This is a genomic window from Pseudomonas sp. NBRC 100443, from assembly GCF_030268185.1.
GTDB classification, from domain to species: domain Bacteria; phylum Pseudomonadota; class Gammaproteobacteria; order Pseudomonadales; family Pseudomonadaceae; genus Pseudomonas; species Pseudomonas citronellolis.
This window is the reverse complement of sequence record NZ_BSQE01000004.1, coordinates 208,831-227,278: the sequence shown is the minus strand read 5'-3', so window position 1 is coordinate 227,278 and position 18,448 is coordinate 208,831. Positions and strand designations below refer to the sequence as shown.

Sequence of the window (18,448 nt, the reverse complement as noted above, 5' to 3'; positions counted from 1 at the left end):
CGACTCAGAGCGTACGCTCCAGCTCCGGCACCAGTTCGAACAGATCGCCAACCAGGCCGTAGTCGGCGACCTGGAAGATCGGTGCCTCTTCGTCCTTGTTGATGGCCACGATGACTTTCGAGTCCTTCATGCCCGCCAGGTGCTGGATGGCACCGGAGATGCCCACGGCGATGTACAGCTGCGGGGCGACGATCTTGCCGGTCTGGCCGACCTGCATGTCGTTCGGCACGAAACCGGCGTCGACGGCGGCGCGGGAAGCACCGACGGCAGCGCCCAGCTTGTCGGCCAGGGCGTAGAGGATCTTGAAGTTGTCGCCGTTGCCCATGCCGCGGCCACCGGAGACCACGATCTTGGCGGCGGTCAGTTCCGGACGGTCGGACTTGGCCAGCTCTTCGCCGACGAAGGCGGACTTGCCGGCGTCGGCCGGGCCGGAAACCTGCTCGACAGCAGCCGAACCGCCTTCGGCGGCGACGGCGTCGAAGCCGGTGGTGCGCACGGTGATGACCTTGACCGGAGCCGAGGACTGCACGGTGGCGATGGCGTTGCCGGCGTAGATCGGGCGCTTGAAGGTGTCGGCGCTGACCACGTCGATGATCTCGGAGATCTGGTCGACGTCCAGCAGCGCGGCGACGCGCGGCAGGTAGTTCTTGCCGTTGGTGGTGGCGGCGGCCAGGATGTGGCTGTAGCCCTTGCCCCCGCTCTCTTTAACAAGAGCAGCCACCAGCGGGGCGACGTTCTCCGGCAGTTGGTGGGCGTAGGCGGCGTCGTCGGCGACCAGCACCTTGGCAACGCCCGCGATCTTGGCGGCGGCTTCGGCTACGGCACCGACGTTCTGGCCGGCGACCAGCACGGCGACATCGCCACCGATCTTCTGTGCGGCAGCGACGGTGTTCAGGGTGGCAGCGCCCAGGACGCCGTTGTTGTGCTCAGCGATTACCAGGATAGCCATCAGATTACTTTCGCCTCGTTCTTCAGTTTCTCGACCAGTTCAGCCACGGACTTGACCTTGATGCCGGCGCTGCGGGCAGCCGGAGCTTCCACTTTCAGGGTCTTCACGGTGGAAGCGGTGGAAACGCCGAGGGCGTCCGGGGTCACCACGTCCAGCGGCTTCTTCTTCGCTTTCATGATGTTCGGCAGCGACGCGTAGCGCGGCTCGTTCAGGCGCAGGTCGGTGGTGACGATCGCCGGCAGGTTCAGCGCAACGGTCTGCAGGCCGCCGTCGATTTCACGAGTGACGTTGACCTTGTCGCCGGCAACCTCGACCTTGGAGGCGAAGGTGCCCTGGGCGTAGCCGGTCAGCGCGGCCAGCATCTGGCCGGTCTGGTTGTTGTCGCTGTCGATGGCCTGCTTGCCGAGGATGACCAGCTGCGGCTGCTCTTTGTCGACCACGGTCTTCAGGGCCTTGGCAATGGCCAGGGAATTCAGTTCTTCGTTGCTTTCGACCAGGATGGCGCGATCGGCGCCCAGGGCCAGGGCGGTGCGCAGTTGTTCCTGGGCGGTGCTCGGGCCGACCGAAACCACCACGATTTCACTGGCGACGCCTTTTTCCTTCAGACGCACAGCCTCTTCCACGGCGATTTCGCAGAAGGGATTCAGGGCCATCTTCACATTGGCCAGGTCGACGCCGCTCTGGTCGGCCTTGACCCGGACTTTGACGTTGTAATCAGTGACTCGTTTGATCGCGACAAGAACCTTCATGACTTCCTCGTGGACAGCGAATGGATGGTGCGCTCAAAGGCTGTAGTGGTTGAGCTCGCGGGCGATCAGCAGGCGCTGGATTTCGCTGGAGCCTTCGTAGATCTGGGTGATGCGCGCATCACGGTAGTAGCGCTCGACTGGATAGTCTTCGAGATACCCGTAACCTCCATGTATCTGGATGGCGCTGGAGCAAACCTTCTCCGCGATCTCTGAGGCGAACAGCTTGGCTTGCGAGGCTTCGGACAGACACGGCAACCCCTGAGTCTTCAGCCGAGCCGCGTGCAACACCATCAGCCGAGCGGCATTGAGCCGGGTATGCATATCCGCGAGCAGATTGGCGATGCTCTGGTGGCCGATGATGGCTTGGCCGAACTGCTGGCGCTCGCGGGCATAGCCCAGCGCAGCTTCGAATGCGGCACGGGCGATGCCCAGGGCCTGGGCGGCAATACCGATGCGTCCGCCTTCGAGATTGGACAGCGCAATCGCAAGTCCTTTGCCTCGTTCACCGAGCAGGTTCGTCGAGGGAATGCGACAGTTCTGCAAGGTCACCGCGCAGGTGTCGGAAGCACGTATTCCCATCTTGTGCTCACTGCGATCGACGTTGAAGCCAGGGGTATCTGTGGGCACCAGAAAAGCCGACAGGCCCTTCTTGCCGAGCTCCGGATCGGTCATCGCGAAGACGATGGCCAGCCTGGCCCGGCGAGCGTTGCTGACGAACTGCTTGGCGCCGTTGAGTACCCAATGCCCATCCTTGAGCTCGGCACGGGTGCGCAGGTTGTGCGCCTCCGATCCGGCCTGCGGTTCGGTCAGGCAGAAGCAGCCAATCGCCTCACCACTGGCAAGCCGGGGAAGCCAGGCCTGTTTCTGCGCCTGGGTGCCATAACGCAGGATGGGGCCACACCCCACCGAGTTATGGATGCTCATCAAGGCGCCGGTAGCGCCGTCGCCAGCTGAAATTTCCTCCACCGCCAAGGCGTAGGCCACATAGTCGACATAACTGCCCCCCCACTCATCAGGCACCACCATGCCGAGGAACCCCAACTCGCCCATCTGAGCGACCAGCCCGTCATCGATCCAGCCGGCTTTCTCCCAGGCCTGGGCATGGGGAGCGATCTCGCGGCGGGCGAAATCGCGGGCCATGTCGCGGATCGCGACCTGTTCTTCACTCAGTTCGAGGTCATGCATGGCAGGGCTCCTGATGAGTAGCCGAGGCCTGGAAACCTGCGAAGAAGCGCTGTACCCGCTCCGTCGAGAGCTCCCGCAGGCTCGGCGGGCTCCAGCGGGGTGTCTTGTCCTTGTCTACCAGCAAGGCACGCACGCCTTCGACCAGGTCGCCTGATTCGAACCATTGGCGATCCAGGTGCAACTCCAGTGCGAAGCAATCGGCCAGGGATAGTTGCTTGCCCCGGCGCAACAGCTCAAGAGTCACCGACATCGCCAGCGGCGAATGCCTGGCCATGGTCTGCAGGGTTGCTTGTGCCCAGGCCTGATAAGGCGGTCGGCTTTCTTCATGCAGAGAAGCCAGGATCGCATCGAGGTTGGGCAGGCCGAAGTACTGGTCGATCGCCGGACGCAGATCGGCCAGCTGCGAACCGCCCAGTTGCTTGAATGACAGCTCGGCCAGCAGCGCAGACAGGTCCTGCAGCGGCGAGTGAGTCCAGGGGAAGGCATCCAGACGCCGATCGAGCTCGCCGATATGCGCGCTATCCATGTACCAGTCGGCCAGGCCGGCATAAAGCGCGTCGGCGGCCTGGATATGTACACCGGTTACTCCCAGGTAATACCCCAGCTGCCCCGGCAGGCGCGGCAGGCAGTAGCTGCCACCGACATCCGGGAAGTAGCCGATGCCGGTCTCCGGCATGCCCAGGCGGGCGCGCTCAGTGACGATCCTCAATGTGGCCGCCTGAGCCAGGCCCATGCCGCCGCCGAGGGTGAAGCCGTCCATCAGGGCGACCACCGGTTTGGCGTATTCATGGAGGTAGAGATCGAGCGCGTATTCCTCGACGAAGAACACCTCGTGAAGGTCGCCGCCGGTCTTGAAGCTGTCGTACAGCGAACGGATATCACCGCCCGCGCAGAACGCCTTCTCGCCGGCGCCACGGATCATCACTGCGCAGACCTTCCGGTCCTTCTCCCAGGCTTCCAGATGCTGGCGCAGCAGCCGCACCATCTCGAGGTTCAGCGCATTCAGCCCAGCAGGACGGTTCAGCGTCAGGTGACCGACCCTGTTACGCACCTCGGCCAGTACTGGCAGGACATCGCTCACGCCTGGGTCTCCTTGAGGTAGGTGCGGATGATGGCGGAGAAGTCCAGGCCACCGTTGCCTTGAGCGCTGAAGCGTTGATACAGCTGCTCGGCCATCGCCCCCAGGATCACCGGCTGGCGAACCTGACGCGCCGCCTCGCTGGCCAGCCCCAGGTCCTTGAGCATCAGGTCGGAGCCAAATCCGCCGCTGTAACCCCGCGAAGCCGGGGCATTTTCCAGCACGCCGGGATAGGGATTGTTGACCTCCGAGCTCCAGCAACGCCCGCTGGAGGTATTGATGATGCCTGCCAGGGTCTTGCCATCCATGCCCAGCGCCACGCCGAGGGCCATGGCTTCGGCGACGGCGACCATCGAGATGCCGAGCAGCATGTTGTTGGCGACCTTGGCCACCTGGCCATTGCCGGCACCACCACAGTGCACGATGTTCTTGCCCATACCCGCAAGGACGGGGCGCGCTCGTTCGAAGTCATCGAGTGCTCCGCCAACCATGAAGGTCAAGGTGCCATTGGCTGCGCCCAGCGTGCCGCCGGATACCGGCGCGTCCAGCATCGGATTGCCACGCGCGGTGGCAGCGGCGGCCACTTCCCGCGCCGACAATGGATCGATGGTAGAAGAGTCGATGAGCAGGACGCCCCGGGAAACATTGGCGAGCACCCCCTCCTCTCCCAGATAGACGCGCTTCACATGAGCCGACGCCGGCAGCATGGTGATGATCACCTCGACCTCGGATTGCGCGACCTTGGCCGGGGAGTCGGCCTTCATCGCCCCCAACTCGAAGAGCTCCTCCACCGCTTTTTTCGACAGGTCGAAAACCGTCAGTGTGTGACCTGCCTTCAGCAAGTTCCGCGCCATGGGGCCGCCCATGTTGCCCAGGCCGATGAATCCGATACGCATACTCGATGCTCTCCTCTAATAACGCTCAGCGATGGCTGAAGGCCGCAGCGCGTTTGCCAAGAAAGGCAGTCATGCCTTCCTTCTGGTCCGCGGTGGCGAACACCGAGTGGAAGATCCGGCGCTCGAAACGCACGCCCTCGGCGAGGCTGGTCTCGAACACGCGATTGACGCTTTCCTTGACCATCATGGTGGCGACCTGGGACTTGCTGGCTATGCCATGGGCCGCCTCCAGGGTCTTGTCCAACAGTTCCTCGACACTGAACACACGGGCGACCAGCCCTGCCCGCTCCGCCTCATGGGCATCCATCTGCCGGGCGGTCAGGCACATTTCCATGGCCTTCGACTTGCCCAGCGCACGGGTCAGCCGTTGGGTGCCGCCGATCCCCGGAAGCACGCCGAGGGTGATTTCCGGCAGGCCGAAACGGGCGTTTTCAGCGGCGTAAATGAAGTCGCACATCAGCGCCAACTCGCAACCGCCACCCAGCGCGTAGCCCGCCACCGCTGCAATCAGCGGCTTGCGCCGGTTGCCAATCCGGTCGGCGGCGGCGAAGAAGTCGTCGAGGTAGATCTGTGGGAACGTCAGATCGGCCATTTCCTTGATGTCCGCCCCGGCGGCGAAGGCCTTGCTCGAGCCGGTCAGCACGATGCAGCCGATGTCCGGGTTCCTCTCGAAGGCATCCAGGGCCAGGTTCAGTTCGCCGATCAGCTGCGAATTCAGCGCGTTCAGGGCCTTGGGCCGGTTCAGCGTGATCAGCCCCACGCGACCTTGCACCTCGGCCAGCAACGTCTCGTATTGCATGGTGTTATCCCCTACACGGATTCACTTGAGATTGATGGTGGTGTTCACCGCGCCACCGACTTCGTTCTCGTCGAACCAGCGCTCGGTGACGGTCTTGGTCTGGGTGTAGAACTGCACCACCTGCTTGCCGTAGGGGCCGAGGTCGCCGAGCTTGGAAGCACGCGAACCGGTGAAGGAGAACAGCGGCACCGGGACCGGGATCGGCACGTTGATACCCACCTGGCCGACATCGATCTCTTCCTTGAAGTGGCGGGCGGCGGCGCCCGAACGGGTGAACAGTGCCGTGCCGTTGCCATTGGGGTTGGCGTTGATCAGCGCGATGGCTTCGTCCAGGGTCGCCGCATACATGACGCAGAGCACCGGACCGAAGACCTCCTCGCGGTAGATGCTCATCTGTGGCGTCACGCCGGAGAACACCGTCGGGGCGACGAAGTTACCGCTCTCATAGCCCTCGACATTGGGGTTGCGGCCGTCCAGCTCCAGCGTGGCGCCTTCCTGCACGCCGCGCTCGATCAGGCTGCTGACGCGATCCAGGGCCGCACAGGAGACCACCGGACCGACATCGGTACCCGGCTCGACGCCCGCGTTGACTTTCAGGCTCCTGGCTTTTTCCACCAGCTCCGGTAGCCAGGCTTGCGCCTCGCCCACCAGCACCACCACCGACAAGGCCATGCAGCGCTGCCCCGCCGCCCCGAAGGCGGCACCGGCCAGGTTGTTCAAGGTCTGGCCCTTGTGCGCATCCGGCAGCACCACGGCGTGGTTCTTGGCGCCCATCATGCACTGCACGCGCTTGCCGGCCTGCGAGGCGCGGTTGTAGACGTGGGTACCGACGCGGGTCGAGCCGACGAAGGACACCGCCTTGATGTCCGGGTGGTCGCAGATGGCGTTCACCGCATCGACGCCACCGTGGATCACGTTCAGCACGCCCGGCGGCACACCGGCTTCATGGGCCAGCTCGGCCAGGCGCATGGTCACCATCGGGTCCTGCTCGGAGGGCTTGAGGACGAAGGTGTTGCCGGTGGCGATGGCCATCGGGAACATCCACAGCGGGATCATCGCCGGGAAGTTGAACGGGGTGATGCCGGCGCACACGCCCAGCGGCTGCAGCAGGGTGAAGGTGTCGACGCCGCCGGCCACGTTGTTGGCCAGCTCGCCCAGTTGCAGGTTGCCGATGGCCGCGGCGTGCTCGACCACCTCCAGCCCGCGGAACACGTCGCCTTCGGCGTCGGGCAGGGTCTTGCCCTGTTCGGCGGTGAGGATGGCCGCCAGTTCCTTCATGTTCTCGCGGATCAGCTGCTGGTACTTGAGGAAGATGCGCGCGCGGGCGCCGATCGGGGTTTTCTTCCAGGTCTTGAACGCGGCCTTGGCGCTGGCCACGGCGCGTTCGATTTCCTCGGCGGTGGCGAAGGGCACGCGCGCCAGGACTTCCTGGGTGGCCGGGTTGATCACCTCGCGCCATTGGCTGGTGACGGACTCGACGAGTTGGCCGTCGATCAGCAGCTTTACCGTAGGGACATTCGCGTTAGCAGTCATGGATAGAGGCCTTGAGATAGGAGTTCAGCCGGGCTCAGCAACGCTCGCCCGATCACGCAGGTAAAGTGGGTTAGCGACAGCCGAGCATTCCGCCGTCCAGCGACAGTTCGCTGCCGGTGATGTAGGCCCCCGCCCGCGAGGACAGGAAGATGCACATGCCGGTGATGTCCTCGGGCGAGCCGAGCCGCTGCAAGGGGATACGCGCTTCCAGTTCTGCGAAGCGCTCCTCCTCCTGGCGCAGATGGGCGGTCATCTTGGTGGGGAAGTAGCCCGGTACGATGGCATTGACGGTGATGAAGGCCGGTGCCAGCTCCGCCGCCAGGACACGTGACAGATGGTGAATGGCTGCCTTGCTGGCGACGTAGGAATACGCTGGCACCGGCTCCACCAGGGCGCCGGCGAGGGAGCCGATGTTGATCACCCGGGCCGGGGCGTCGCGTCGGGCTGCGGCGCGCAATAGCGGCAGCAACTCGCGGACCAGGGTGAACGGCCCCTGCACGTTGACCGTCATCACCGGAGCCCAGGCCTTGTCCGGGAAGGATTCCAGCGGTGCGCCCCAGGTCCGGCCGGCATTGTTGACCAGAATGTCCAGACGACTTTCGCGGGCCTTGAGCTGCTCGGCCAGCGCTACGATCGCCTCCGCTGAATCCAGGTCGGCCACCAGCCCATGGCAACTGCCGAAGGCGGACATCTCTTCCACCGCCGATGCGCACACATCGGCCTTGCGCGAGCTGACGTAGACCTTGGCGCCGGCACGGACCAGGCCCTCAGCGATCATCCGACCCATGCCCTGGGCACCGCCGGTGACAAGGGCGACCTTGCCTTTGATATCGAATAGAGCGTTCACGGCAAGCTCCTCAGATACGCACGACGACTTTACCGAACTGGTGCGCCGACTCCAGGTAGCCAAGGGCATCCTTGGACTGCTCCAGGTCGAACACACGGTCGATGACCGGCTCGATTCTATGTTCTTCGATGAAGGTGACCATCCGCTGGAATTCACCCAGCTCACCGACGTTGGTTCCGATCAGGCTGATATTGCGCAGGAACAGGTCCGGCGCATTGAGGCTGACCTGTGCCCCACCGGTGGAGCCGTAGACCACTACCCGCGCGCCCATTCGCAGGCTGCGCACATAGTTGCCGAAGGAGCTGGCCGGCGCGCCATCGAAGACCACATCGATGCCGCCGCTCTGCTTGCCCAGTACCTTGCGCCACTCGGCGTCGTGGTAGTTGAAGCCTGCCGTGGCACCCAGCTCGATGGCCTTGTCCAGAGTCTCGTCGGAACCGCTGGTGACAAATACCCGCGCCCCCATGGCCACGGCGAACTTCAATGCGAAGGTGGCGACACCGCCACCAACCCCGGTGATCAGAACGTTTTCGCCCGCCCGCAAGGCTGCCTTGGTGGTCAGGCCGCGCCAGGCCGTGAGCGCCGCCAGCGGAATCGCCGCCGCCTGCTCGAAGCTGAGGAAGGCCGGTTTGGCAACCGCGCTCTGGGCTGGTACACAGATGCTCTGCGCCAGGGTTCCCGGGCCGGGCATGCCCAGCAGCCCGAAGTCCGCCGCCGGCAGGCGCGGGTCGTCACCCCAGCCCAGCCCGGGATACAACAGCACTTCGCGTCCGATGAGCGATTGACTGACGCCCTCGCCCACCGCCTCGACGACCCCGGCACCATCGGCCCCGAGGGTGCACGGCAGGGTCATGCCGGGGTACTGGCCACGACTGATCCAAAGCTCACGGTGGTTGAGCGAGGCGGCCTTGAGTGCAACTTGCACTTCGCCCGCCAGCGGCGCACGCGCCTCGATCTCTTCAAGCACGACGCCAGCCAGGCCGTCGGGGGTTTTCAGGGTGAGTGCCTTCATCGGGTGCTCCAGGATTCAGTCGCACCGGCCGGCGCACGGGCGGCCGGTCGTTGGGTCAGAACGAACGCGGCAGACCCATGCCTTCGGCAAGGGTGTTGCGGCACATCTCGCTGGTGATCGGGCCAATCCGCCACAGGCGCGAATCCCGCCAGTAGCGCTGCATGTCAGTCTCCGCGGAATAGCCCATGCCGCCGAGAATCTGGATACCCATGTCGGCGCTTTTGTTGGCGTATTCGGAAGCGAGCAGCTTGACCATGGTCGACTCCATGTGACACGGACGGCCACTGCTCTGCAGCCAGGCGGCGTGGTACATCATCAACTCCACCGACTGGCGCCAGGCGACCATGTCGGCGACGTAGTGCTGCAGGGACTGGAATTTGCCGATCACCTGACCGAAGGCCTTGCGTTGCAGCATATATTCGACGGCATCCTCGATGACGCCATCCATGACCCCGGTGCAGAACGAAGCGACCATGATCCGCTCGTTGTTGAGCGTCGGCAGCAGCGTGTACCAGGCCTTGTTGGGCTCGGCCAGCACCAGCGAGTCAGGCACGAAGACGTTATCGAAGTGCACGGTGCACGAGCCCATGGAGCGCATGCCCAGCTTGGGCAGCGGTGTGATCTTCACGCCCTCCTGCTGAGCCGGCACCCAGAACAGCGTGAGACCCTGGTGGCGCTTCTCCACGTTCTTGTCGGTACGCGCCAGCACCAGCAGGTAATCGGCCACATGCGCCGAAGAACTCCAGATCTTCTCGCCGGAAAGGATCCAACCGCCGTCACCGCGCACGGCTTCGGTACGCAGGGCGCCGAGCACATCGGTGCCGCCATCGGGCTCGGTGAAGGCGATGGCCGCACGCAGCTTGCCCTCGGCGATGCGCGGCAGGAACTCGCGCTTCTGCTCTTCGGTGCCATAGATACCGATGGACTTGCTACCCGCGAACGAGGTGATGCCCCAGATCCAAGCCAGGCCGCCCAACGAACGGGCCAGCTCGCGAGCCAGGATCATCTGCATCAGCACGTCACCGCCGGCGCCGCCGTACTCTTCGCTGATGCCGATGGCGTGAAAGCCGGCTTCGCTGAATTTGTCCCAGAGGGCGAACGGATAGTTGTGCTCGTCCATCTCCAGCTCACGCGCCCAGCTCTTGGGCACTTCCTTGCTCACCCACTTGCGCACCGAATCCTGGAAGGCACGGTGTTCTTCAGGCAGTTCGAAATCCATGTTGGTCTCCAGCTGTCAATCGAGGCCCGACCGGTCGGTGGGCATATGGCGTGTTCGATGCAGGCAGTCTCGGCCCGCAGCGGCGGGCCGGCACCTATCGGAAAAGATAGAGAGCGCTAGCGCGGCGCCACCGGGTCGAGCAGCGCGCTTTGCAGCGCGACGGTACGTCCCAGCTCCGGCAGCGCGGCAACGAAAGCGCGGGTATGCGGCGCATCGGCATGGGCACGCCGGGCCTGTTCGTCGCCCCAGGTTTCCAGTACGTGGAAACGCCCTTCCTCGTCGATGTCGAGGCTGCAGCGATAGTCCACGCACCCGGCCTCTTCGCGGCTGGCGCGGGCCTGCTCTTTCAAGGCTGCAAGTAGTGCTTCCTGCCGCCCGGGCAAGGCCTGCAGCGTTACCCTGACCATGATCGAGGGCTCGGCGAGCGCATCACTCTGCGGATGCCAACGGCCATCGCCATGGCTCTCGTACGGCGAGGCGACTTCGATCAGCACTCCATGGGCACTCTTCGCCGAAACCCAGCCCCAGCGCTGCCAAGGCATCTCGTCATCGACGTAAGTCTCGCGCGAGGCAAGCTCGATCCCGCTGTCGGCCAGACGGGCCAACGAACCTGGTACGTCCTGAGTGGTAAAACACAGGTGGTGCACATGCTCGCCATGTTTTTCCAGGCGCCGCCCCAAAGGCGTTCCCGGCGCCGGCTGGATGAACTGGATCTCCGAGCCATGCGGGTTCACGTAGGTCGCCCAGCGCAACCCCGAGTCGGCCGCACTAGCGAAGTCTTCATAACGCACGATCGGCTCGCGGCGCTGGGCGGGATCGAGCACATCGAGAATCCTGTCCCAGTCAGCGATGGCCTGGTCCAGGTCGTGTACGAGCAGGCAAACATGGGCGAAGGGTCCGCTGGGCATCTTCAGTTCCCCCGCTTCTGGCTGTGGTGAGGCAACGTCAGAACGGCCCGCAGGGCGACGACCTTGTCGCGCCCTTGCGCGCGCAACCAGGCCTCGCAGGTCACCCTCGTGCCCTCCCCCAGCGATTCCACCGCACTGACCTGGCCACCGGCTTCGAGGTTGTCGCCGGCGAAGGCATTGCCCAGGTAACGAGCATCCAGCGTTTCGATACGCCCCTGCGGAAATGCCGCTTGCAGCATGCTGATGACGTAGGCGAGGTTCGCCGGCCCCTGGTTGATTACGCGGTCACCCAGGCCCTGGGCATGCACCGCCTCGGGGTCGAGATGAATCGGATTGGGGTCGCGCAGGATGCGTGCCCAGACCTTCATCGACTCGGCGCTCAGGTCGGTGATCTGCAACGACGGCAGGGTTTGTCCGATTTCGGGCGTCATGCCAGATTCCTCCGCGGCAGCATCCAGGTATTGGTGGTTTCCAGCACTGGCGTGCCGTCGGGCAGGCTCAGCCGCAGCTGGTAATCGAGGACATCCATGGCACCAAACGTTCGACTGGGTTTGCGCACCAGCCCGAGAATCTGACCGCTCACCCGATACGCCTGATCGGTCTGCAGGACGCCACTGAAGGTCGTGCGCGAGGCGCCCATCATCGGCCCGTCGGCAACGTCGAAATCACAGGCGGCGCACAACCCGGCGACGGTCTCGCCCATGCCCACCTGGGTCGCGATGAAGAAGAAAATCGGGTGCGCGGAACCATCGGCAGCCGGCTCGACGCCCAGCGTCTGACACAGCTGGCGATTCTCCTCGGCGCTGATGACATAGGGCTCGTGCCCGGCAAGGGAGTAGCCGGACACCTCTGGCGGAGGGGGAAGACTCATGGACGTGGGGCTCCGGGATGCATCGAGTGGAGTCCACAGGATTGGACCGCCCGGTAGCAGCGTCACCTACCGAAAAAGATAGATAGGCCGGTTGTGCCGTCGCGCCAAATAAAACGAGACCGTTTCGTTCTTCTCGTTGAGGCGTCGGAAAAATGGGCGCTCTAATCCCGCTCAGCTACAACCATAACAACAGAGAGCGCAACCATGACCACAGCCGAGAAGATCCCTGCGCACGTCCCCGCGGAACTGCAGTTCGACTTCGACATTCTCCAGGCGGCAGAGCTCAAGCACTGCCCGCACCACAACGTGGCCAACGCCCTGCACGGAAAGCGCCCGCCGATCTTCTACACCACTCGCAATGGTGGGCACTGGGTCGTCACCGGCGCGGAATGGGCCGCCGACATCATGGCTCATCCGGAACTGTTCTCCAGCAACTCGACCAAGTACGACCCCAACCTCGAACCGGGCGTGCCGCACCTCATCCCGCTGATGGAAGACCCGCCGGAGCACGCCAAGTATCGCCGCCTGATCAACCCCCTGTTCGCTCCGGCGCGTACCGCCGCCATCGAAGACAAGGTGCGCGGCACCGCGCGCAAGCTGGCCGAGAGCGTCAGGGCGGCAGGCAGCTGCGAGTTCGTCAGCCAGATCGCCAAGTACTACTCGGTGTCGATCTTCCTGGAGATGTGCGAGATCCCCGATGAGCAGCGAGACATATTTATGGGCTGGGTCGAAGACATCGCGCGGGCCTCCACCCCCGAGGCGATGGGCGCCGGCTACGCCAAGCTGTTCGGCTTCATGGCGCAGAAGCTCCAGGAGCGCGCGGCGAACCCCGGCAACGACCTGCTGAGCACGCTGATCCAGGGCCAGATCGATGGCCAACCGGTGCCCTTCGAGGCGGCCCTGAGCATGTGCTCCACCGTATTCATCGGCGGGATGGATACCGTCGTCTCGTTGCTCTCGTTCATCATGAACCACCTGGCGCAGCATCCCGAGCAGCGCCAGGCGATCACCGCGCAACGCGAAGCGATCGGCATCGAAGTGGTGGATGAACTGCTGCGCCGCTTCGGCGTGGCCAATATCCGTCGCCTGGCCACCGGTGACTTCAGCTATCGCGGCGTCGACTTCAAGCGCGGCGAACGGGTCGTGATCATCACCCCGCTGCTGACGCTAGACCCCACCTACACGGAAAACCCGCTGGAAGTCGACTTCGCCCGCAAGCAGCCGCTCAACCTGGTGTTCGGCTCCGGCCCGCACCGCTGCCCGGGTGCGCCGCTGGCCCGCTTCGAGATTCGCGTGTTCCTCGAGGAATGGCTGAAGGTGATCCCGGACTTCAGCCTCGCGCCCGGTACCGAGGTCGAGATCGGCACAGGCCTGGTCTGGTGCCCGCTGGCCGTCCCGCTGGTCTGGAACACCTGAGGAGGCCCACCATGCCAACCATTACCCTGATCCAGGCCGACGGCAGCCAGCGCGTGCTGGAAAACCTCCCAAACGACGGCACCCTGATGCAGGCCGCGCTCAGCCACGATGTCCCCGGCATCATCGGCGAGTGCGGAGGCTTCTGTCAGTGTGCGTCCTGCCACGTCTACGTCGATGAGGCCTGGGTCGACGCCCTGCCCGCGCCGGACGAAATGGAGGAAGCGATGCTCGACTGCACCTATTCGCCGCGCCAGTCCAATAGCCGCCTGTGCTGCCAGATTGCCCTGAGCGAACAGCTCGAAGGGCTGGTGGTACGGATTCCGGAGAAGCAGATGTGATGAGCGATGCCACTGCAGTGGTGATCCTGGGAGCCGGCCAGGCCGGCTTCCAGCTCGCCAGTTCACTGCGCGAAGGCGGCTATGACGGCTCCATCGCCCTGATCGGCGAGGAGCCGCACTTGCCCTACTCGCGTCCACCGCTGTCCAAGGCGTTTCTCTCCGGCAAGGTCAGCGAAGGCAAGCTGGCCCTGCGTCCCGAGAGTTTCTACCGCGACCAGCGCATCGACCTGTACCTGGGGCGCCGGGCGGTCGCAGTGGATCGCACCACCCGCACAGTCGCCCTGGATGATGGAGAAAGTCTTGGTTACGACCACCTGGTGTTCGCTACCGGCGCGCGCAATCGAGCGCTGCCGGTGGAGGGCGCGCAAGGGCTGGGCGGTGTGTACGGCCTGCGCACACTCGACGATGCCCGGCAGTTGCGCGGCGCCCTGGCGTCCGCTCGCCGGGCGGTGGTGATCGGCGCCGGTTTCGTCGGCCTGGAGTTTGCCGCCACTGCCCAGCAACAAGGCGTGCAGACCACCGTGATCGAGCTGCAGCCACGCCCGCTCGCCCGGGCGGTGAGCGCGAGCATGGCGGCGATCTTTAGCCGCGAGCATCGGCACAGCGGCGTAGACCTGCGCTTTGACGTCTCGGTACGCAGGTTGCTGGGAGACAACGGCAGGGTCTGCGCCCTGGAGCTCTCCAACGGCGAGCACCTGAGTGCAGACCTGGTGCTGGTAGGCATTGGCGCGCAAGCCAACAGCGAACTCGCCGATGCCTGCGGACTGGACGTGGAAGGCGGGATCGTCGTCGACGCGCAACTGCGCACCCGGGACCCGCATGTTTCGGCCATCGGCGATTGTGCGGTACATCCCAACGCCCATGCCGCCGGGCGCGCCATTCGCCTCGAATCGATCCAGAATGCGGCGGACCAGGCACGTTGCCTGGCCGCGCGCCTGTGCGGCCAGGCAGCCGACTACGGCAGCCTGCCGTGGTTCTGGAGCGACCAGGGAAGTCTCAAGCTGCAGATCGCCGGCCTTATCGATGACCACGACCAACTGGTGGTGCGCGGCGACCCGCAGGGCACCGCCTGCTCTGTGTTCTGCTTCAAGGACAAACGCCTGGTAGCGGTGGAGTCGGTCAACCGCCCTGCCGACCACATTCAGGCGCGACGCTTGCTCAAGGATGGCATCGGGTTGAGCCCCGAGCAGGCCGCCGATCCCCAGGTGGACCTGCGCTCGCTGACAACGCTGGGCTAAGCCGGCGGCTACACGCAGGGGCGCGGCACACAGCCATGCAGAAACATCCTCACGCACCGGCTAATACGCGCCTCCTGTCCCTCCAGCTCTACCTCCCCCAGCAGATCGGCATTGGCGAAAAACGTCGCCTGGATGAAGTAGGCGGCGACGAACTCGGGGTCTTCGAGGATCAGTCGGCCCTTGTCGGTTTGCCGGCGCAGATAGTTGGCCAGCGGCACGCAGGAACGCTCGAAGAAAATCTTCCGGCAGGCCCCGACACTATCGGGCAGCCGTGCGGCCTCGGCGATTAGCAGTCGGGCCAGCTCTCGCGTCAGCGCAGCCGAACGACCGTGCCCACGCACAAGGTTGACGTGGCTGAGCGCGAATCGCAGCAACGCCTCTTCAATCGGCAGATCTTCTTCCAGCACCTGGCCCAGGTCCGGTAACAACTCGGCACTGGCCTCGAGGACGACGCTGCGGAACAGATCGGCCTTGTCGATGTAATGCCGGTAGATGGTGACCTTGCTGATCCCCGCGGCAAGCGCGATCTGCTCGAGGCTCGCCCCCTCGTAGCCGTGGGCGATGAAATGCTGCATGGCCAGCTTGCGCAGGTGCCGTAGACGCTCCGGGACTTCATCCTTGCGCGGCCGTCCTACGCCATGTGCAACTTGACCTGCGACCAGTCGAACTCGTGCCTGTTCTCGCATGGCGATCACCTCGTGATGGTTCAAAGCTGTTATGCCGGCGTGCCCGGCCCGCCTGCGCGGACGGGCTGCGCTGCACGTCCCGCGCGGCCAAAGCGACCTCGCCGGCAACGACCGCTCGACGGGAAGCGCCCGGGACTCCGGGCGCACACTCACACCAATACCCGACCCCTTGCCCCCTCGGCAGAATCGACGGCGCGGCCTACCACCTGGCTAGCGGGCATGGGCATGCCGCCCCGTTATGCGCGGCAACGGGTTCTGCGGATTCTGGGGGCAGGCCTCTTCATCCGCCGGCACCTGGGCGCAGGTCACCGGCAGGTCCCTGGTCGGCAGGAGGAAATGCGACAGCGCGGGAATCAGGACCATCGCGCCGATCATGTTCCAGAGGAACATGAAGGTCAGCAGGATCCCCATGTCGGCCTGGAACTTGATCGGCGACCAGGCCCAGGTGATCACCCCGGCCGCAAGGGTCAGCCCCACCAGGCCGACGACCTTGCCGGTGAACCCCAATGCATCGCGGTAGGCATCGGCCAGGCTAGCGCCGGCACGCTGGCGGGCGACTTGGACTGACAGCAGGTACAGCGCGTAGTCGACACCGATCCCCACGCCCAGGGCTATCACCGGCAGAGTGGCGACCTTGACGCCTATGCCGAGCAGCACCATGAGCGCCTCGCACAGCACCGAGGTCATCGCCAGTGGAATCATTGCTACCAGCACTGCGCGCCAGCTGCGGAAGGTTACGAAGCACAACGCCGCCACCACCAGATAGACCAGCATCAGCATTTCCCGGTTGGCCTGGTGTACGACTATGTTCGTGGCCGCTTCGATCCCGGCGGACCCGGCCGCCAGCAGGAACTGACGCTCACCGTTGTCGTGCTGGGCGGAGAACGCCTGGACCGTATCCACCACCGAGGCCAGCGTCTGCGCCTTGTGGTCCTTGAGGAAGGCCAGCACAGGAGCCACCGTGCGCTCCTGGTTGGAGAGTTCCGGCTGACTGATGATCACGTTGGAGAACGCATCACCCAGTACGAACGGATCGCGGTTGATGGTCATCCACTTGGGATTGCCTTCGAAGTTGCCGGCCGTGTAGACACGCAGGATGCTCGCTGCCGACAGTGTGGCCTGGACCCCCGGCAGAGCCTGCAACTGCTGCTCCAGGCGGTCCATCTCGACCAGCGTGGGAAAACTGGCGACGCCGCCGGGCGGAGTCTTGACGATAATCGCGAACTGGTCGCTGGAGAGACCGTAGTGATCGCTGATGTAGGCGTTGTCGCGGTTGTAGCGTGAGTCGGCTCGCAGCTCCGGGGCCCCCGGGTCCAGGTCGCCGACCTTCAGGTGCAGACTCACGGCGAAGCCAACCGCTGTCAGCAACAGGCTGCCGATCAGCGCGGCACTGGCCCAACGGCGGGTGGTGAAGCACACCAGCAGCTCGATCAGCCGTGCCGACAGGTTGCGCCCCTGCAGGATACCGTCGTCCTCAACCAGACTACGCTTGGCGGCCTTGGCGCTGACACCGATGTACGACAACAGCATAGGCAGCAGCAGCAGGTTGGTGAAGATCAGTACACCGACTCCGATGCTGGCAATCATCGCCAGGGAGCGGATCACCGGGATGTCGATCATCATCAGTACGGCGAAACCGACCACATCCGCCAGCAGAGCGGTCAGCCCCGCGACGAACAGGCGGCGGAAGGTGTAACGCGCGGCCACGTACCTGTGAGTCCCGCGACCGATATCCTGCATGATGCCATTCATCTTCTGCGCGCCATGGGAGATCCCGATGGCGAATACCAGGAATGGCACCAGTACAGAGTATGGGTCGAGTACGAAGCCGAGCAGTTGCGCGATGCCCAATTGCCAGACCACCGCCGCCAGCGAACACAGCAGCAGCAGGATTGCGCTGCGCAGGCAACGGGTATACAGATAGATCACCGCGACAGCGATGCCGGCGGCCACGGCGAAGAAGGTCAGTACCTGGAGCATGCCGTCGATCAGGTCGCCGATCAGCTTGGCGAACCCGACGATATAGACGTGGCTGTCCGTGCCCTGCAGGACGCGAACCTTCTGCTCCAGAGCCTTGGAGAAAGCGGCATAGTCCAGCGGCTTGCCGGTTGCCGGGTCGACGTCCAGCAGCGGCACCACGATCATGCTGGAGCGCTGGTCGTTGGCCACCAGGGAGCCGATGATGCCCGCCCTCTGGATGTTCGCCCGCAGGCGCGCCACCATCTCCGCTGAGGCGTTGTAGTCGTCGGGCATCACCGGCCCACCGCTGAAGCCCTGCTCGGTAATCTCGGTCCAACGTACCGTGGGCGTCCACAGCGACTTCATGTAACTGCGGTCGACCCCTGGCAGCAGGAACAGCGCATCGCTGATCTTCTGCAAGGTCATCAAGTACGCCGGGTCATAGATGTCGCCCTTGCGATTCTCCACCACCACCCGCACCGAGTTGCCGATGCCACGCAGCGCCTCGGCATTGTCGAAGTAATTGCGCACGAAGGGGTGCGACTGCGGGATCATCTTGTCAAAGCTGGCGTTGACCTGCAGACGCGATGCAGACCAGCCGAACAGCACCGTCAGTGCCGCGCAGATCAGCATGATCGGCAGGCGGTAGTTGAAGACCAGGCGCTCCAGCATGCCGCCGCTGCTCGCATCGAAATCTCGCCGGTCCGCGACCACACGCATCGATTGACTTGCCTTTCCCGCTACCGCCATTTCAGACCTCTCATC

18 protein-coding genes are annotated in these 18,448 nt (G+C 64.5%); 3 read left to right on the top strand and 15 right to left on the bottom strand.

The genetic code is table 11. The features are described from left to right. Positions 1-4: 4 nt before the first annotated feature. The 13 genes from QSJ95_RS07290 to QSJ95_RS07230 form a co-directional block, all read right to left on the bottom strand. Positions 5-949 carry an electron transfer flavoprotein subunit alpha/FixB family protein gene (locus QSJ95_RS07290; RefSeq protein ID WP_285641196.1) on the bottom strand — a complete coding sequence of 315 codons (945 nt, stop codon included), beginning with the start codon at positions 947-949 and terminating at the stop codon, positions 5-7. Then, positions 949-1,698, bottom strand: coding sequence for an electron transfer flavoprotein subunit beta/FixA family protein (locus QSJ95_RS07285; RefSeq protein ID WP_285641194.1), 750 nt, complete (start codon positions 1,696-1,698; stop codon positions 949-951). The genes QSJ95_RS07290 and QSJ95_RS07285 overlap by 1 nt, the downstream gene beginning before the upstream one ends. A gap of 33 nt (positions 1,699-1,731) precedes the next feature. Continuing rightward, a complete protein-coding gene (locus QSJ95_RS07280; protein WP_285641193.1) occupies positions 1,732-2,883 on the bottom strand; it encodes an acyl-CoA dehydrogenase family protein in 1,152 nt (383 codons plus the stop codon). Next, positions 2,876-3,964, bottom strand: a complete 1,089-nt coding sequence (locus QSJ95_RS07275; RefSeq protein ID WP_285641191.1) for an enoyl-CoA hydratase/isomerase family protein — start codon at positions 3,962-3,964, stop codon at positions 2,876-2,878. Before QSJ95_RS07275 ends, QSJ95_RS07280 begins: the two co-directional genes overlap by 8 nt. Then, positions 3,961-4,857 carry a 3-hydroxyisobutyrate dehydrogenase gene (mmsB, locus tag QSJ95_RS07270; RefSeq protein ID WP_285641189.1) on the bottom strand — a complete coding sequence of 299 codons (897 nt, stop codon included), beginning with the start codon at positions 4,855-4,857 and terminating at the stop codon, positions 3,961-3,963. The genes QSJ95_RS07275 and mmsB overlap by 4 nt, the downstream gene beginning before the upstream one ends. Before the next feature lie 25 nt (positions 4,858-4,882). Then, positions 4,883-5,656 (bottom strand): enoyl-CoA hydratase, encoded by a 774-nt coding sequence (locus QSJ95_RS07265; protein ID WP_285641187.1) that lies wholly within the window; start codon positions 5,654-5,656, stop codon positions 4,883-4,885. A 21-nt stretch (positions 5,657-5,677) separates the two neighbouring features. Then, on the bottom strand, positions 5,678-7,189 hold the full coding sequence (locus tag QSJ95_RS07260) for a CoA-acylating methylmalonate-semialdehyde dehydrogenase (protein WP_285641185.1): 1,512 nt from the start codon (positions 7,187-7,189) through the stop codon (positions 5,678-5,680). Positions 7,190-7,259: 70 nt separating this feature from the next. Further along, positions 7,260-8,036, bottom strand: a complete 777-nt coding sequence (locus tag QSJ95_RS07255; protein WP_285641183.1) for an SDR family oxidoreductase — start codon at positions 8,034-8,036, stop codon at positions 7,260-7,262. A 10-nt stretch (positions 8,037-8,046) separates the two neighbouring features. Continuing rightward, on the bottom strand, positions 8,047-9,048 hold the full coding sequence (locus QSJ95_RS07250; RefSeq protein ID WP_285641181.1) for a zinc-dependent alcohol dehydrogenase family protein: 1,002 nt from the start codon (positions 9,046-9,048) through the stop codon (positions 8,047-8,049). Between the two features lie 55 nt (positions 9,049-9,103). Then, complete coding sequence (locus tag QSJ95_RS07245; protein WP_285641179.1) at positions 9,104-10,267, bottom strand: acyl-CoA dehydrogenase family protein; 1,164 nt, start codon at positions 10,265-10,267, stop codon at positions 9,104-9,106. Between the two features lie 116 nt (positions 10,268-10,383). After that, positions 10,384-11,175 carry an antibiotic biosynthesis monooxygenase gene (locus tag QSJ95_RS07240; protein WP_285641177.1) on the bottom strand — a complete coding sequence of 264 codons (792 nt, stop codon included), beginning with the start codon at positions 11,173-11,175 and terminating at the stop codon, positions 10,384-10,386. A 2-nt stretch (positions 11,176-11,177) separates the two neighbouring features. Further along, complete coding sequence (locus QSJ95_RS07235) at positions 11,178-11,606, bottom strand: MaoC family dehydratase (RefSeq protein ID WP_285641175.1); 429 nt, start codon at positions 11,604-11,606, stop codon at positions 11,178-11,180. Continuing rightward, positions 11,603-12,046 (bottom strand): hypothetical protein, encoded by a 444-nt coding sequence (locus QSJ95_RS07230; protein WP_285641173.1) that lies wholly within the window; start codon positions 12,044-12,046, stop codon positions 11,603-11,605. Before QSJ95_RS07230 ends, QSJ95_RS07235 begins: the two co-directional genes overlap by 4 nt. Before the next feature lie 204 nt (positions 12,047-12,250). Between QSJ95_RS07230 and QSJ95_RS07225 the strand changes: the two genes are divergently transcribed. The 3 genes from QSJ95_RS07225 to QSJ95_RS07215 are packed head-to-tail and all read left to right on the top strand — an operon-like array spanning position 12,251 to position 15,038. Then, positions 12,251-13,462 carry a cytochrome P450 gene (locus QSJ95_RS07225; RefSeq protein ID WP_285641171.1) on the top strand — a complete coding sequence of 404 codons (1,212 nt, stop codon included), beginning with the start codon at positions 12,251-12,253 and terminating at the stop codon, positions 13,460-13,462. A gap of 11 nt (positions 13,463-13,473) precedes the next feature. Continuing rightward, positions 13,474-13,800, top strand: coding sequence for a 2Fe-2S iron-sulfur cluster-binding protein (locus QSJ95_RS07220; protein ID WP_285641169.1), 327 nt, complete (start codon positions 13,474-13,476; stop codon positions 13,798-13,800). Then, on the top strand, positions 13,800-15,038 hold the full coding sequence (locus QSJ95_RS07215; RefSeq protein WP_285641167.1) for an NAD(P)/FAD-dependent oxidoreductase: 1,239 nt from the start codon (positions 13,800-13,802) through the stop codon (positions 15,036-15,038). The genes QSJ95_RS07220 and QSJ95_RS07215 overlap by 1 nt, the downstream gene beginning before the upstream one ends. 8 nt (positions 15,039-15,046) lie before the next feature. Here QSJ95_RS07215 and QSJ95_RS07210 read toward each other — a convergent pair whose 3' ends face one another. Next, entirely contained in the window at positions 15,047-15,724 is a 678-nt protein-coding gene (locus tag QSJ95_RS07210; protein ID WP_285641165.1) for a TetR/AcrR family transcriptional regulator, read from the bottom strand. A 210-nt stretch (positions 15,725-15,934) separates the two neighbouring features. Then, a complete protein-coding gene (locus QSJ95_RS07205; RefSeq protein ID WP_502945263.1) occupies positions 15,935-18,433 on the bottom strand; it encodes an efflux RND transporter permease subunit in 2,499 nt (832 codons plus the stop codon). Between the last annotated feature and the right edge of the window lie 15 nt (positions 18,434-18,448).

What these genes read in the sequence shown, in the direction of transcription:
- QSJ95_RS07290 (WP_285641196.1), bottom strand. Translation starts at nt 949, where the DNA reads ATGGCTATCCTGGTAATCGCTGAGCACAACAACGGCGTCCTGGGCGCT.
- QSJ95_RS07285 (WP_285641194.1), bottom strand. Translation starts at nt 1,698, where the DNA reads ATGAAGGTTCTTGTCGCGATCAAACGAGTCACTGATTACAACGTCAAA.
- QSJ95_RS07280 (WP_285641193.1), bottom strand. Translation starts at nt 2,883, where the DNA reads ATGCATGACCTCGAACTGAGTGAAGAACAGGTCGCGATCCGCGACATG.
- mmsB (WP_285641189.1), bottom strand. Translation starts at nt 4,857, where the DNA reads ATGCGTATCGGATTCATCGGCCTGGGCAACATGGGCGGCCCCATGGCG.
- QSJ95_RS07265 (WP_285641187.1), bottom strand. Translation starts at nt 5,656, where the DNA reads ATGCAATACGAGACGTTGCTGGCCGAGGTGCAAGGTCGCGTGGGGCTG.
- QSJ95_RS07260 (WP_285641185.1), bottom strand. Translation starts at nt 7,189, where the DNA reads ATGACTGCTAACGCGAATGTCCCTACGGTAAAGCTGCTGATCGACGGC.
- QSJ95_RS07250 (WP_285641181.1), bottom strand. Translation starts at nt 9,048, where the DNA reads ATGAAGGCACTCACCCTGAAAACCCCCGACGGCCTGGCTGGCGTCGTG.
- QSJ95_RS07245 (WP_285641179.1), bottom strand. Translation starts at nt 10,267, where the DNA reads ATGGATTTCGAACTGCCTGAAGAACACCGTGCCTTCCAGGATTCGGTG.
- QSJ95_RS07240 (WP_285641177.1), bottom strand. Translation starts at nt 11,175, where the DNA reads ATGCCCAGCGGACCCTTCGCCCATGTTTGCCTGCTCGTACACGACCTG.
- QSJ95_RS07235 (WP_285641175.1), bottom strand. Translation starts at nt 11,606, where the DNA reads ATGACGCCCGAAATCGGACAAACCCTGCCGTCGTTGCAGATCACCGAC.
- QSJ95_RS07230 (WP_285641173.1), bottom strand. Translation starts at nt 12,046, where the DNA reads ATGAGTCTTCCCCCTCCGCCAGAGGTGTCCGGCTACTCCCTTGCCGGG.
- QSJ95_RS07225 (WP_285641171.1), top strand. Translation starts at nt 12,251, where the DNA reads ATGACCACAGCCGAGAAGATCCCTGCGCACGTCCCCGCGGAACTGCAG.
- QSJ95_RS07220 (WP_285641169.1), top strand. Translation starts at nt 13,474, where the DNA reads ATGCCAACCATTACCCTGATCCAGGCCGACGGCAGCCAGCGCGTGCTG.
- QSJ95_RS07215 (WP_285641167.1), top strand. Translation starts at nt 13,800, where the DNA reads ATGAGCGATGCCACTGCAGTGGTGATCCTGGGAGCCGGCCAGGCCGGC.
- QSJ95_RS07210 (WP_285641165.1), bottom strand. Translation starts at nt 15,724, where the DNA reads ATGCGAGAACAGGCACGAGTTCGACTGGTCGCAGGTCAAGTTGCACAT.
- QSJ95_RS07205 (WP_502945263.1), bottom strand. Translation starts at nt 18,433, where the DNA reads ATGGCGGTAGCGGGAAAGGCAAGTCAATCGATGCGTGTGGTCGCGGAC.